The organism is Demequina pilifera, assembly GCF_048814985.1.
Lineage (GTDB): Bacteria > Actinomycetota > Actinomycetes > Actinomycetales > Demequinaceae > Demequina.
Genome location: NZ_JBMDTW010000002.1, coordinates 18384 through 31712, shown reverse-complemented (window position 1 = coordinate 31712; position 13329 = coordinate 18384). Strand labels below are relative to the sequence as shown.

General features: G+C 71.1%; 14 protein-coding genes. 13 read left to right on the top strand and 1 reads right to left on the bottom strand.

What is annotated here, in order from left to right; all coding sequences use genetic code 11:
* Window positions 1-10: 10 nt before the first annotated feature.
* From pgsA to ACNI14_RS02870, 11 genes are all read left to right on the top strand, one after another.
* Window positions 11-622 (top strand): CDP-diacylglycerol--glycerol-3-phosphate 3-phosphatidyltransferase, encoded by a 612-nt coding sequence (gene pgsA, locus ACNI14_RS02920; RefSeq protein WP_420518465.1) that lies wholly within the window; start codon window positions 11-13, stop codon window positions 620-622.
* On the top strand, window positions 609-1097 hold the full coding sequence (locus tag ACNI14_RS02915; RefSeq protein ID WP_420518464.1) for a CinA family protein: 489 nt from the start codon (window positions 609-611) through the stop codon (window positions 1095-1097). Before pgsA ends, ACNI14_RS02915 begins: the two co-directional genes overlap by 14 nt.
* A 125-nt stretch (window positions 1098-1222) precedes the next feature.
* Window positions 1223-1534 carry a helix-turn-helix domain-containing protein gene (locus tag ACNI14_RS02910; protein WP_420518463.1) on the top strand — a complete coding sequence of 104 codons (312 nt, stop codon included), beginning with the start codon at window positions 1223-1225 and terminating at the stop codon, window positions 1532-1534.
* Between the two features lie 11 nt (window positions 1535-1545).
* Window positions 1546-1779: a DUF3046 domain-containing protein gene (locus tag ACNI14_RS02905; RefSeq protein WP_420518462.1), complete on the top strand. Its 234-nt coding sequence runs from the start codon at window positions 1546-1548 to the stop codon at window positions 1777-1779.
* A gap of 207 nt (window positions 1780-1986) precedes the next feature.
* A complete protein-coding gene (gene recA, locus ACNI14_RS02900) occupies window positions 1987-3084 on the top strand; it encodes a recombinase RecA (protein WP_420518461.1) in 1098 nt (365 codons plus the stop codon).
* The gene (locus ACNI14_RS02895; protein ID WP_420518460.1) at window positions 3084-3617 is read left to right on the top strand and encodes a regulatory protein RecX; all 534 of its coding nucleotides are present in this window, start codon (window positions 3084-3086) and stop codon (window positions 3615-3617) included. The genes recA and ACNI14_RS02895 overlap by 1 nt, the downstream gene beginning before the upstream one ends.
* Before the next feature lie 27 nt (window positions 3618-3644).
* Entirely contained in the window at window positions 3645-5105 is a 1461-nt protein-coding gene (gene rny / locus ACNI14_RS02890) for a ribonuclease Y (protein ID WP_420518459.1), read from the top strand.
* 2 nt (window positions 5106-5107) lie between these two features.
* The gene (gene miaB, locus ACNI14_RS02885) at window positions 5108-6646 is read left to right on the top strand and encodes a tRNA (N6-isopentenyl adenosine(37)-C2)-methylthiotransferase MiaB (protein ID WP_420518458.1); all 1539 of its coding nucleotides are present in this window, start codon (window positions 5108-5110) and stop codon (window positions 6644-6646) included.
* 7 nt (window positions 6647-6653) lie between these two features.
* Window positions 6654-7628, top strand: coding sequence for a tRNA (adenosine(37)-N6)-dimethylallyltransferase MiaA (gene miaA, locus ACNI14_RS02880; protein WP_420518457.1), 975 nt, complete (start codon window positions 6654-6656; stop codon window positions 7626-7628).
* A gap of 334 nt (window positions 7629-7962) precedes the next feature.
* A complete protein-coding gene (gene dapF / locus ACNI14_RS02875; protein ID WP_420518456.1) occupies window positions 7963-8859 on the top strand; it encodes a diaminopimelate epimerase in 897 nt (298 codons plus the stop codon).
* A 14-nt stretch (window positions 8860-8873) separates the two neighbouring features.
* Window positions 8874-9005, top strand: coding sequence for a hypothetical protein (locus ACNI14_RS02870; RefSeq protein ID WP_420518455.1), 132 nt, complete (start codon window positions 8874-8876; stop codon window positions 9003-9005).
* A 26-nt stretch (window positions 9006-9031) separates the two neighbouring features.
* Here ACNI14_RS02870 and ACNI14_RS02865 read toward each other — a convergent pair whose 3' ends face one another.
* Complete coding sequence (locus ACNI14_RS02865; RefSeq protein ID WP_420518454.1) at window positions 9032-9658, bottom strand: class I SAM-dependent methyltransferase; 627 nt, start codon at window positions 9656-9658, stop codon at window positions 9032-9034.
* A 61-nt stretch (window positions 9659-9719) separates the two neighbouring features.
* Between ACNI14_RS02865 and hflX the strand changes: the two genes are divergently transcribed.
* Together hflX and ACNI14_RS02855 are read left to right on the top strand one after the other, a co-directional pair.
* Window positions 9720-11213 carry a GTPase HflX gene (gene hflX / locus ACNI14_RS02860; protein WP_420518453.1) on the top strand — a complete coding sequence of 498 codons (1494 nt, stop codon included), beginning with the start codon at window positions 9720-9722 and terminating at the stop codon, window positions 11211-11213.
* Between the two features lie 68 nt (window positions 11214-11281).
* Window positions 11282-13309 (top strand): ATP-dependent DNA helicase, encoded by a 2028-nt coding sequence (locus ACNI14_RS02855; protein ID WP_420518452.1) that lies wholly within the window; start codon window positions 11282-11284, stop codon window positions 13307-13309.
* The last annotated feature ends 20 nt before the right edge of the window (window positions 13310-13329 follow it).

Below are 13329 nucleotides of genomic sequence, written 5' to 3'. Positions count from 1 at the left end.
GGGTGAGGGCGTGAACGCAACAGTCCCCAACCTGCTCACGGGTGCCCGCCTCGTCGCGGTGCCGGTGGTGGTGTGGCTGCTGCTCGCGGGCGGCGACGACCAGGTGATGCGCGCGTGGGCCCTCGGCGTGTTCCTGTTCGCCGCCGCGACGGACTACTGGGACGGCTACCTGGCGCGCCGCTGGGAGGTGGTCAGCCCGTTCGGCAAGCTCGCAGACCCGATCGCCGACAAGGCGCTGGTGCTGTTCACCCTGGCGGGAGTGGTCATCGTCGACGGCATCCCGTGGTGGCCGCTGGCGGTGCTCGCGGTGCGCGAGATCGGCGTGACGCTGGGACGGCTCGCCGTCGCGCGCGACGTGGTGATCCCCGCTTCCCGCGGAGGCAAGCTCAAGACGGTCCTGCAGCTGTGGGCCCTCACCGCCTACCTGGTGCCCCACCCGGCGGCATGGATCGACACGGTCGCATGGTGGAGCCTGCTCGTGGCGGTCGCGGTCGCGGTGATCACCGGCGTCGACTACGCGATCCGCATCGTCAGGATCGCGCGCAGTCACCGCGCGAAGGGCAGCGGAGTCCGCTCGGGAACCGGCGTCGACGATGGATCGGCGGGCGATGTCCAGGTCTGAGGCCGATGCGGTGCTGGTTCTTGCACGCGCAGCCGGGGTCACCTTGGCGACGGGCGAGTCGCTCACCGGCGGATCGCTGTGCGCACAGCTGGTCGACGTGCCCGGCGCGTCGGAGTCTCTGTGCGGTGGCGTCGTGTCCTACATGGTCGAGAGCAAGCACGACGTGCTCGGGGTGAGCCAGTCGCTGCTCGACGGTCCAGGGCCCGTGTCGCGCGAGGTCGCGCAGGCCATGGCGACGGGGGCGAGACGTGCCATGGGTGCGGCCATGGGCATCGCGACCACCGGAGTGGCGGGCCCGGATCCTCATGGGGGACAGGCGCCCGGCACGATCTGGGTCGCCGTCGATCTCGAGGGGACGCTCACCGCGCGGCAGCTGCACGTCGACGGCGACCGCGGCGACGTGACCCGTGGCGCCGTCTCCGGCGCACTCGCGCTGGCACGTGAGGTGCTCGCGGACCGGGTCGCGAGGTCCTGACGGCGATTCGCGCCGGTCGTCGCGATCCCACGGGCGCGGCGACCGTCGACCAGGGGAACAACCTTGCGGTAATGTGCGTTGGGACTGGCATGGACAAGGGAAGTGTCACCATCGGGAGGGAACGCATGCCTGTGCTGCGCAACGAGATCGGCGACGTCCTTCGTGACGCTCGCCTCACTCAGGGGAAGACCCTCCGTGACATCTCGTCTGGCGCTCGGGTCTCCCTCGGATATCTGTCCGAGGTCGAGCGGGGCCAGAAGGAGGCGTCATCCGAGTTGCTCGCGTCGATCTGCGAGGCGCTCGACGTCCCCATGTCGGCGATCCTGCGCGAGGTGTCCGACCGCTTCGAGACCGCCGAGGGCTTCGGCCGCGTCCACGTGATGCCGTCCATCCCCGACACTGTGCCGGAGCTGCTGGGCGAAGTCCGCGCGCGGTAGCGCGACGGAACGTGCGTCACAGCGAATTCTGGGCCCTCCTGGACGACGTCTTCGGCGTCGACTACTCCCGCAGCCTGGCGCGCGACCTGGCGCTTGACGGCCTGTCCTCCCGCACCTCTGCGGAGGCCCTCGCCGACGGCACGCCCCCGCGGGACGTGTGGCACGCGCTGTGCGACCAGATGGACGTGCCGCTCGATCGCCGCGACGGTGGTGCGCGCGAGCGCATGATCCCCCCGCGACGGTGACCGCCGTCCACTCGTGCGCCGCGACACGCCGGGACCCGCGCCTTCCTTTCGAACATGCGTTCGATTACTGTGGTCCACAGGCGCAGCGTGACGACGACCCTCCACAGGGCAGGGAACGTACGTCGCGCCGATGTCAGAGGCGCGTCATAGCGTCGTTCGTGTACACGGCAGACACGGCAGCAATGCCACCGACGATGGGATAGCGACATGGCACAGGCGGCAGACCGCACGAAGGCACTCGACGCGGCACTCGGGCAGATCGACCGGCAGTACGGCAAGGGCTCGGCGATGCGCATGGGCGACCGCCAGGTGGTGGCCGTCCCGGCGATCCCCACGGGCTCCGTCGCGCTGGACATCGCTCTCGGCATCGGAGGCCTCCCGCGCGGTCGGGTCGTGGAGATCTACGGTCCCGAGTCGTCCGGAAAGACCACGGTCGCTCTGCACGCGGTCGCGAACATGCAGAAGCAGGGCGGGACCGCCGCGTTCATCGATGCCGAGCACGCTCTCGACCCGGCCTACGCCAAGAAGCTGGGCGTCGACATCGACAACCTCATCATCTCCCAGCCCGACACCGGCGAGCAGGCGCTCGAGATCGCGGACATCCTGATCCGCTCCGGCGGCGTCGACATTCTGGTGATCGACTCCGTCGCGGCGCTCGTGCCCAAGGCGGAGATCGAAGGCGAGATGGGCGACAGCCACGTGGGCCTGCAGGCCCGCCTCATGTCGCAGGCGCTGCGCAAGATCACCGGCGCCATCTCGCAGACGGGCACCACCGCGATCTTCATCAACCAGCTGCGCGAGAAGATCGGCGTGTTCTTCGGCTCCCCCGAGACCACCACCGGCGGCAAGGCTCTCAAGTTCTATGCCTCCGTTCGCCTCGACGTCCGGCGCATCGAGACCCTCAAGGAGGGCACCGAGCCCGTCGGCAACCGCACGCGCGTCAAGGTCGTCAAGAACAAGATGGCGCCCCCGTTCAAGCAGGCGGAGTTCGACATCCTCTACGGCCACGGCATCTCCAAGGAGGGCGGCATCATCGACCTCGGCGTCGAGCACGGCTTCGTCAAGAAGTCGGGCGCCTGGTACACGTACGAGGGCGACCAGCTCGGACAGGGCAAGGAGAACTCGCGCAACTTCCTCAAGGACAACCCCGAGCTGGCCACCGAGATCGAGAAGAAGATCCTGACCAAGCTCGGCGTGGGAGCGGCCCCGGCCGAGGAGGGCGACCAGACCGCCCCCGTCGCCGCTGAGGACGAGCCGCAGATCCCCGCCAAGCCCGCCGCCAAGAAGGAGCGCGCCACCTTCTGATGTCGGAGGGCGCTCGGCAGGACGTTGCTCGAAAGGGCGGGGGACCTGCGACTTCGGAGGACCCGGCTCAGCGCGCGCGTGACATCGCTCTGCGGCTGCTCAACCATTCCGCGCGCTCGGCGGCGCAGCTGCGCGAGGGCCTGGTGTCGAGGGAGGTCGCGCCCGAGGTCGCCGACGAGGTCATCGAGCGCTACCGGGAGGTGGGTCTGCTCGACGACGCGGCGCTGTCCGCGGCGATCGTGCGGGCTCGCCACCGGGAGCGCGGCAAGTCCCGACGAGCGATCCTCGAGGAGCTTCGTCGCAAGGGCTTCGAGGCGCAGGACATCGACGCCGCGCTGGCGCAGATCACCGACGACGACGAGCAGGACGCCGCGCGTGCTCTTGCGGTGAAGCGCTGGAACCAGCTGGACGGTGTGGACCGCGACAAGCGCGTGCGTCGCGTCGTGGGCATGCTGGGTCGCAAGGGGTACTCTCCTTCGGACGCGTTCGCGCTTGTGCGGGAACTCGAGAATGCCGATAACTCGGACACGTAGCATGTCGTTCGTCAGGAAGGAGGCCGCATGGCTCAGGTCATTGCCACGGTGGCGACACTCCTCCTGCTGCTCGCATCGCTCCTCGTGGTGCACTTCGCGAGACGCGAGGCGGCTGAGATCCGCCGCTCCACCAGCGACGAGACCCAGTCGATGCGCGAAGAGGCGCGCGATCTGCTCAGCGAGGCCCAGCGCCGTGAGGAGCGGGTCGCGCTCAGGGAGAAGGACATCTCCGCTGATCAGCGCGACACCCAGAAGTACGCACGGTCGCTCGAGGAGCGCGCCACGGTCATCGCGCGGGACGAGAAGCGCCTTCATGCCGAGCGCGCCGAGATAGGCCTGCTGCGCGATCAGCGCCTCGCGGACCTCGCCGGGATGACTGCCGAGGAGGCTCGCGAGGAGTTGGCCGCGAGCCAGGTGACGGCCGCGCGGCACGCCGCAAGCGACGAGTTGCGCCGCATCGAGCGCGCGACGAAGGAGTCGGCCGACCAGCGTGCTCGAGAGATCCTGGTCACCGCGATGCAGCGGCAGGCGGCTCGCACCGCGTCGGAGACCTCCACGACATGGATCGATCTTCCCAGCGAGGAGATGAAGGGCCGGATCATCGGCCGTGAGGGCCGCAACATCAGAGCGTTCGAGTCCTTGACCGGTGTGAACGTCATGGTCGAGGAGGGCGTGAACGCGGTCCAGTTGTCGTCCTTCGACGTCGAGCGGCGCGAGATCGCCGAGGTGACGCTGCGCGACCTCGTGGAGGACGGCCGGATCCAGCCTCAACGAGTCGAGGCCGCCTACGCGCGCGCCGTCGCCGACACCGAGCAGCGCCACCGCGACGCGGGCCTGGACGCGATCGACGCGGCGGGCGTGAGCGGAGTGCCGCAGGACATGGTGACCGTGCTCGGGCGGCTGCGACTGCGCAGCTCCTACGGACAGAACGTGCTCGCCCACTTGGTGGAGGCGGGGCAGATCGCCGCCGACATCGCGACGTCGCTCGGCGCGGACGCCGAACTCGCCCGCCGCGCCGCGTTCCTCCACGACATTGGCAAGGCGTTCACCCACGAGCGCGAGGGGACGCACGCGGCCATCGGCGCGGCATTCGCCGCCGAGCACGGTGAGCCCCCAGCGATCGTCAACGCGATCGCGGCCCATCACGACGAGGTGCCGCAGACCACGTTGGAGGGCGTCATCGTGCAGGTCGCGGACGCGGTTTCCGCGTCGCGCCCGGGCGCCCGCCGCGAGGACGTCGACGGCTATGTGGACCGCATGGAGGGGCTGGAGCGACTCGTCGCGGAGCACGAGGGCGTGGTGAAGGTGGTGGCGATGGCCGCGGGCCGCGAGGTGCGTGTGGTAGTCGAGCCGGAGAGCATCGACGATGACGGCACGCGGGACTTGGCGCGTACAATTGCCGAACACATCAGCCGCGACTTCAGCTTCGCTGGAGAGATCAAGGTGACGGTGATCCGCGAGCTCCGTGCGGATGCCGTCGCAGGGTAGGAATGTCACACACCACGCTCGCCCCCACCTACGTCGTGCGCACCCTCGGGTGCCAGATGAACATCCACGACTCCGAGCACATGGCGGGCCTGCTCGAGGACGCCGGGTACACCGCCGCCCCTCAGGGTGCCGATGTCGCCGACGTCGTGGTGATCAACACGTGCGCGGTGCGCGAGAACGCGGCCAACAAGCTGTACGGCAACCTGGGCCAGCTCGCCTCCGTCAAGGCGGAGCGCCCCGGCATGCAGATCGCCGTGGGCGGCTGCCTCGCCCAGAAGGATCGCGGCACGATCGTCGAGAAGGCGCCGTGGGTCGACGTCGTATTCGGCACCCACAACATTGACGTTCTGCCCGCGATGCTCGACCGCGCGCGTCACAACGCCGCGGCCCAGGTGGAGATCGAGGAATCGCTGCAGGTGTTCCCCTCGACCCTGCCCAGCCGGCGGGATTCGGTCGCGTCCGCATGGGTGTCGATCTCGGTCGGGTGCAACAACACGTGCACGTTCTGCATCGTGCCGAGCCTGCGCGGCAAGGAGCGCGACCGCCGCCCGGGGGAGGTGCTGGCCGAGGTGCAGGCGCTGGTCTCGCAGGGAGTGGTGGAGGTCACCCTGCTCGGACAGAACGTCAACTCGTACGGCATCGAGTTCGGCGACCGCGGCGCATTCGCGAAGCTGCTGCGTGCCTGCGGAGAGATCGACGGCCTCGAGCGGGTGCGGTTCACATCGCCCCACCCCGCGGCCTTCACCGACGACGTCATCGAGGCGATGGCGGAGACCCCCAACGTGATGCCGAGCCTGCACATGCCCCTGCAGTCGGGCTCGGACTCGGTGCTGCGCGCCATGCGTCGCTCCTACCGCTCCGCCAAGTTCCTCGGGATTCTCGACAAGGTCCGTTCAGCGATGCCCGACGCTGCCATCACGACGGACATCATCGTCGGCTTCCCTGGCGAGACCGACGAGGACTTCGAGGACACCCTGCGCGTGGTCGAGCAGTCGCGCTTCTCGAGCGCGTACACCTTCCAGTACTCGCCGCGGCCCGGCACGCCGGCCTTCGAACTGCCCGAACTCCCCAAGTCCGTGATCACGGAACGCTTCGGCCGGCTCAAGGCGCTGCAGGAGCGGGTGTCCCTGGCCGAGAACGAGGCCCTGGTGGGACGCTCCGTGGAGGTCATGGTGCTCGACGGCGCGGGGCGCAAGGACAACGCGTCCGATCGCCTGAGTGGCCGCGCCCCCGACAGCCGGCTGGTGCACTTCTCCCTTCCCGAGTCGGAATCGAAAGCGGATTCCGCGCCCCGACCCGGCGACATGGTGACCGTCGAGCTGACGCGCGCCGCACCGCACCACCTGATCGCGGACAGCGCTCTGACAGGCGGACCATTCTCCGTGCGCCGCACCGCGGCGGGCGACGCGTGGGATGCGAGCCGCGGCGAGGGCCACGATCACGGCGCCGGCGGCTGCGGATCGTCGTGCGGCACCGGAGCGGGCGCACCCGCCGGGCCCGTGGGGCTGGGCATGCCGTCGCTGCGGGCAGCCCGGGCCTGAGGCGCCGGTGACGCCTCCCGCAACCCCCGCATCGGCCGTCACGACTCGAGGACCCGCGCACACCGACGCGCCCGCCGTGATCGCGCTGGTGGGCTCGACCGCGACCGGAAAGTCGGCGGTGTCCCTTGCACTCGCGGAGCGGCTCGACGGCGAGGTCGTCAACGCGGACGCCATGCAGTTCTACCGGGGCATGGACATCGGCACCGCCAAGCTCTCGGTCGAGGACCGGCGCGGCATCCCTCACCACCAGCTGGACACCCTCGACGTCACCGAGGACGCCTCCGTCGCGGGCTTCCAGGCGGATGCCCGCGCCGACATCGACGCCATTCACGCGAAGGGGCGCCGCGCGATCGTGACGGGCGGCTCCGGACTGTACGTGCGCGCGCTGCTCGACCGGTTCGAGTTCCCGCCCACGGACCCCGCCGTGCGGGCCCGGCTCGAGGAGCGGGCTGTGATCGAGGGGCCGGGCATGCTGCATCGCGAGCTCGCCGCGGCAGATCCTGTGGCTGCGGCCCGCATCCCTGCGCAGAATGCCAAGCGGATCGTGCGGGCGCTCGAGGTGATCGAGCTCACGGGGCGGCCGTTCTCGTCGTCGCTGCCGACCCACGAGTACGAGATCCCGGCAGTGCAGATCGGCCTGGACCTCGGCAACGAGGCGCTCGACCCGCGGATCGACGAGCGCGTGGACCACATGTGGAGCACGGGGCTGGTCGATGAGGTGCGCGCCCTGGAGCGCCGCGGCCTGCGCGACGGCGTCACGGCGCGCCGCGCGGTGGGATACGCAGAGACGCTGCGCCATCTCGACGGCGAGCTCGATGCCGATCAGGCGCGCGACCTGATCAAGGTGCACACGCGCCGTCTCGCGCGCCGCCAGCGCAAGTGGTTCCGGCCCGACCCACGAGTCAGCTGGGTGGCGGGGCCGGTCGACGCCGCGGACGTGGACCGCGCCGCAGCCGACGTCCTGGCCCTCGCCGGGTCCTGACCCGCACCCCAGCCGGGGTCTTGGCTCGCACCCCAGCCACCAAACCCCGCCCCGCCCGTCTCGCACCCCACCCGGCCCTCACCCCACCCGGCCCTCACCCTCCACTCACCCATCCCCGCCACCCATCCCGCCACCCGCCGCCACCCGTTCCCGCCACCCGCAAGTGTCGATTTCCGTGCATGTGCGAGCCCGAAAGTGCACGGAAATCGACACTTGCGTGGGGTGACAGCGGGGTGGCCGCGGTGTGGCCGCGGTGTGGCCGCGGTGTGGTCGCGGGGGCGTGAGCGCCAGGCGGCGCCCCGGATCGCGGGCAGCGCCCCGGTAGCCTGGTGGCATGGCTCGGCTGCGCTTCACCAAAGGACATGGCACGGAGAACGACTTCGTGCTGCTCTTAGACGAGCGCGGCGAGATCGACCTCACCCCAGCGCTGGTGCGCTACCTGTGCGACCGGCGCGCGGGAATCGGCGCCGACGGTGTGATCCGCGCCGTGCGGTCCGGGTCGCTCCCGGCCGGGGCGGGCCTCGACGCCCGCACCTGGTTCATGGACTACTGGAACGCGGATGGCTCGACGTCGGAGATGTGCGGCAACGGCGCCAGGGTGTTCGCCGCCTTTCTCGAGCGCGAGGCGGGCGCCGACCTCACGGGCGGGCTCACGATCGCGACGCGCGGCGGGACTCGCACGCTGACCGCGCTCGAGGACGGGCGCTATGCGGTCGGGATGGGTGAGTTCCGGACCGGCGACGACCCGGGAGGCTTCGATGCCGAGGTCGAGGCGGAGGGCCTCAACCCCCCACGCCCTGCGCTGTCCGTCGACGTCGGCAATCCGCACCACGTGGTCGCTCTCGCCTCGATGGACGAGCTCGAATCGCTGGACCTCACCAAGGCCCCGCGTGTCACGCCCGTGCCGCCCGCCGGCTCGAACGTCGAGTTCGTGGTCACGCGCGGCGGCGAGGTCCGCGACGGGATCGAGCGCGGTCGGGTGCGGATGCGCGTGCACGAGCGCGGATCGGGCGAGACCCGGTCGTGCGGCACCGGTGCGTGCGCGGTCGCGATCGCGGTGAAGACCTGGGCGGGCGACGGATCGCCGGACGTGTGGGACATCGAGGTGCCCGGCGGCGTGGTGACGGTGCGGATTCACGGCAACCGCACGGTTCTCGAGGGCCCCGCGACGCTGGTGGCCGATGGCGAGGTCGACGTCTCGGCGGTGCCGGCGACGGTGGCCGCGGGCTGACCCACGCTCAGCGCATGCACGTAGTCGAGGCGATGGTCGACCCGCAGGATCTCGACCACGCGCTCGCCAAGCGTCCTCAGACGCGCGCGGCGCGCATGACGCGCATCGCCGATGCCGCGTCCAGGGGAGAGGGCGGCTACCCGTAGGTGATGCGATGCGGCCGATGCCGGGGTCAGTGTGCGGGGCGCGTCAGCCTCAGCACGCGAAAGCCCTTGGCGCTTCCGATTTTCTCGATCCCGCCCCACGGCGCGCCCGTGCCGTCCCGCTGGTCCGCGATCCACCGCGCGAGGGAATCGGCACCGAGGTTCTTCTGCACCACGAGCCACGCCTCGCCGCCCGGCGCGAGCCGGGGCAGCCAGGTCGTGAGCAGCGCGTGCAGCGCGTCCTTGCCCACGCGGATGGGCGGGTTCGACCAGATGGCATCGAAGGTCAGGTTCGGGTCGACGTCGCCGGGCTCCACGGCGCGCACCCGATCCGCGACTCCTAGGCGCTCGGCGTTGCGCGCGGCCAGGTCGAGCGCCCGCCGGTTGACGTCCACTGCGGTGACCCGGGCATCGGCCGTGCCCAGCGCCGCTGTGAGGGCGAGCGGGCCCCATCCGCAGCCCAGGTCGAGCACCTCGCCCGCCGGGGCGGGCGGCAGGTGACGCAGCAGCACCTGGGTGCCGGCGTCGATGTGGCCGGGGGAGAAGATGCCACGCGCCGTCTCGACGGTGACGTCGCGGCCGGCGAGCCGCACCTCGAGGAGGCGTCGCTCGGCGGCGGAGGCGGGCTCCGCCGTGAAGTAGTGGTCCTCGCTCACGCATGCGAGCGTACCGCCGCTGGTGGTGCCCGTCGGCGCCCGGTGCGACAATAGAGGGAGTATGAGCGACTCTCACGAAGACGACCACCAGGAACCCGCCCCCTCCCGCGCCGATGCGGTGATTGAGCGGGTGCTTTCGCGCGCCAGCACGGTCCTCGGCAAGGGCGCGACCTCCCGCACCGACTACGACGGAGATCAGTTCGATCGCGAGGACCGCGCGGCTCTGCGCCGCGTCGGCAACCTGTCGACCGAGCTCGAGGACATCACCGAGGTCGAGTACCGCCAGCTGCGCCTCGAGAAGGTGGTCCTGGTGGGGCAGTGGTCGCACGGCACCGCGGCCGAGGCCGAGGTGAGCCTGCAAGAGCTCGCCGCCCTCGCCGAGACGGCGGGCTCCGAGGTGCTCGACGGCGTGCTCCAGCGCCGCCCCAACCCCGACCCCGCCACCTACATCGGCAAGGGCAAGGCGGTCGAGGTCAAGGAGATCGTCGCCTCGGTGGGCGCCGACACCGTGATCGTCAACGACGACCTCGCGCCCAGCCAGCGCCGCGCGCTCGAGGACGTGGTGAAGGTCAAGGTCATCGACCGCACGGCGCTGATCCTCGACATCTTCGCCCAGCACGCCAAGTCGAAAGAGGGCAAGGCGCAGGTCGAGCTGGCTCAGCTCGAGTACCTGCTGCCACGGCTACGTGGTTGGGGTGACTCGATGTCCCGCCAGGCCGGTGGTCAGGTGGGTGGCGCCGCCGCCGGTATGGGTTCGCGCGGACCTGGTGAGACCAAGATCGAGCTCGATCGCCGCCGCATCCACACCCGCATGGCGCAGTTGCGCCGCGAGATCAAGGCGATGGAGCCTGCGCGCAACGTGCGGAGGGACCGCCGCCTCGCGCTGCCGAACGTCGCGATCGTCGGCTACACCAACGCGGGCAAGTCCTCGCTGCTCAACCGCATCACCGGCGCCGGTGCGCTCGTGGAGAACGCGCTGTTCGCCACGCTCGACCCCACTGTCCGCCGGTCGCACACCCCCGACGGGCGCGAGTTCACGGTCTCGGACACGGTCGGGTTCGTGCGCGACCTGCCCCACCAGCTGGTCGCGGCGTTCTCATCGACGCTCGAAGAGGTGGCGCACGCCGACCTGATGCTGCACGTCGTGGACGCCTCCCACCCGGATCCCGAGGGCCAGGTCAGCGCGGTACGCGCGGTGCTCTCGGATGTCCCGGGCGCGGACACCGTCAAGGAGGTGCTGGTCCTCAACAAGGCAGACATCGCGGACCCCGAGACCCTGCTGCGCCTGCGGGCCCGCCCCGAGATCACCATCGAAGTCTCGGCGCTCACCGGTGCCGGCATGTCGGATCTGTTGGATCTCATCGCCGCCGAGCTGCCGCGCCCCGAGGTGCGCATCGACATCGTCGTGCCCTACACGCGCGGGGAGCTCATCCACGAGGCGCACCTGCACGGCGAGGTCATCGAGGAGTCGCACCAGCCCGAGGGGACGCGGCTGATCGCCATGGTCGACGAGTCCCTGGCCGCCCGGCTGCAGGCAGCCGCCCCTGCCGCATGACCGCCGTCCCCTCATCGCCGGCGCATCAGCACCGCGCCGCGTGACAGCCCCGTCGTGAGCGTCCATACATGAGCACCCCCGAGCCCTCGGCTGCGTCGCCGGCGAAGCCCGGCGCGTCAGCTCCCGTAGCCACCGACACCGAGGTCACGCGCCTGCTGGGCACCGCGGTCCAGGCGCTCGGCGGCGTCGAGCGAGAGGGCCAGACGGCGATGGCCGCGGCTGTCGAGCACTCTCTCGACAACGGGTCGCACGCCCTGGTTCAGGCGGGCACCGGCACGGGAAAGTCGCTCGCCTACCTGGTGCCGGCGGTGACGCACGCGGTGCGGGCCAAGAAGCGCATCGTCATCTCGACGGCGACCCTGGCGCTCCAGCGCCAGGTCTTCACCAAGGACCTGCCGCTGGTGCTCGACGCTCTCGAGCCCGAACTGGGGGAGCGCCCCGACGTGGCGCTGTTCAAGGGACGCAGCAACTACCTGTGCGTGCACAAGATGGCGGGCGGCTACGGCGAGCCCGACGAGGACATGCTGCCCATCAACTCGGGCCCCACCAGCGACCTGGGCAAGGAGGTCGCGCGCCTGCACGAATGGGCGGAGGTCACGGACACGGGGGACCGCGACGACCTGGTGCCCGGGGTGTCGCATCGCGCCTGGTCGCAGGTGAGCGTCAGCGGCCGCGAATGCCTCGAGTCCAAGTGCCCCATGCTCGACCAGTGCTTCTCGCAATCGGTGCGCGAGCACGCGGCCAAGTCGAAGGTGGTCGTGACGAACCACGCCGTGCTCGGCGTGCAGGCCGCGAGCCACGACATGCTCGGCGAGCACCACGCGCTGATCGTGGACGAGGCGCACGAGCTGGTGGGGCGCATCACGTCGGCGGCGACCCACGAGCTCACGCTGCAGCGGGTGGACCGCGCGAGCCGCGCCGCGCGGCGCTGCGGCGTCGCGTCCGAGGACCTCGATCGTGCGGCGAGGGCGCTGGACGGGGCGCTCGGCGACTGCGAGCCCGGCCGGCTGCGGCTGGGCCTGCCCGACGAGCTCGCGGACGCCGTGGACCTGCTGCGCGGCGCCGCCCGCGCCGCGATGACCGCGGTGCAGAAGACCACCAAGGACTCGGGCGAGGCTCCGCGCGCGGGCGACAGCGCATCGGCCACCGCCAAGATGGCGACCGCGGCGCTCACCGAGGTGTTCGACGTGTGCGAGGAGCTCCTGGGCGAGCACGGCCGCTACGTGGTGTGGCTGGCCCCGCCGGACGGCGACTACGAGTCCCGGCAGGCGGTGCGGATCGTCGCCGCGCCGCTGGACGTCGCCGGCCTCATCCGGGATAAACTGATTGCCGACAAGTCCTCGATCTTCACGTCGGCGACCCTCGCTCTGGGTGGGAACTTCGACGCCATGGCGCGTCACCTGGGCGTGGACGATCCGACCTCGATGGACGCCGGCAGCCCGTTCGACTACGGCCGGCAGGGCATGCTGTACGTCGCGTCGCACCTGCCGAGGCCCGGGCCCGGAGGCATCTCGGACGAGGCCCTCGACGAGCTCGCGGCTCTCATCGACGCGGCGGGCGGACGCACCCTCGGGCTGTTCTCGTCCCACCGCGCGGGTCAGGCGGCGGCCGAGGCGATGAGGCAGCGGCTGGACGTGCCCGTCATGTACCAGCTCGACGATCAGCTGCCCACGCTGGTCGAGCGGTTCCGCGAGGATCCTCGCGCGTGCCTGTTCGGGTCGACGTCCCTGTGGCAGGGGATCGACGTGCCCGGGCCGACGGCGTCGCTGGTCGTCATCGACCGGATCCCGTTCCCGCGGCCCGACGAGCCGATCTCACAGGCCCGCACCGAGGCCGTGGCGCGGGGCGGCGGGAACGGCTTCATGGCGGTCGCCGCGACGCACGCGGCCCTGCTGCTGGCCCAGGGAGCCGGGCGCCTGATTCGCACGTCCGAGGACCGCGGCGTGGTGGCGGTGCTGGATTCCCGGCTCGCGACGGCCCGCTACGGCGGGTTCCTCGCACGGTCGATGCCGGCGCTGTGGGGCACCACGGACCGCGACACCGTGCTGGACGCGCTGCGACGGCTGGATGCGGCGGCCCGCGACGGCGGCCAGTAGCGCGCCGCGGCCCGTGGGCC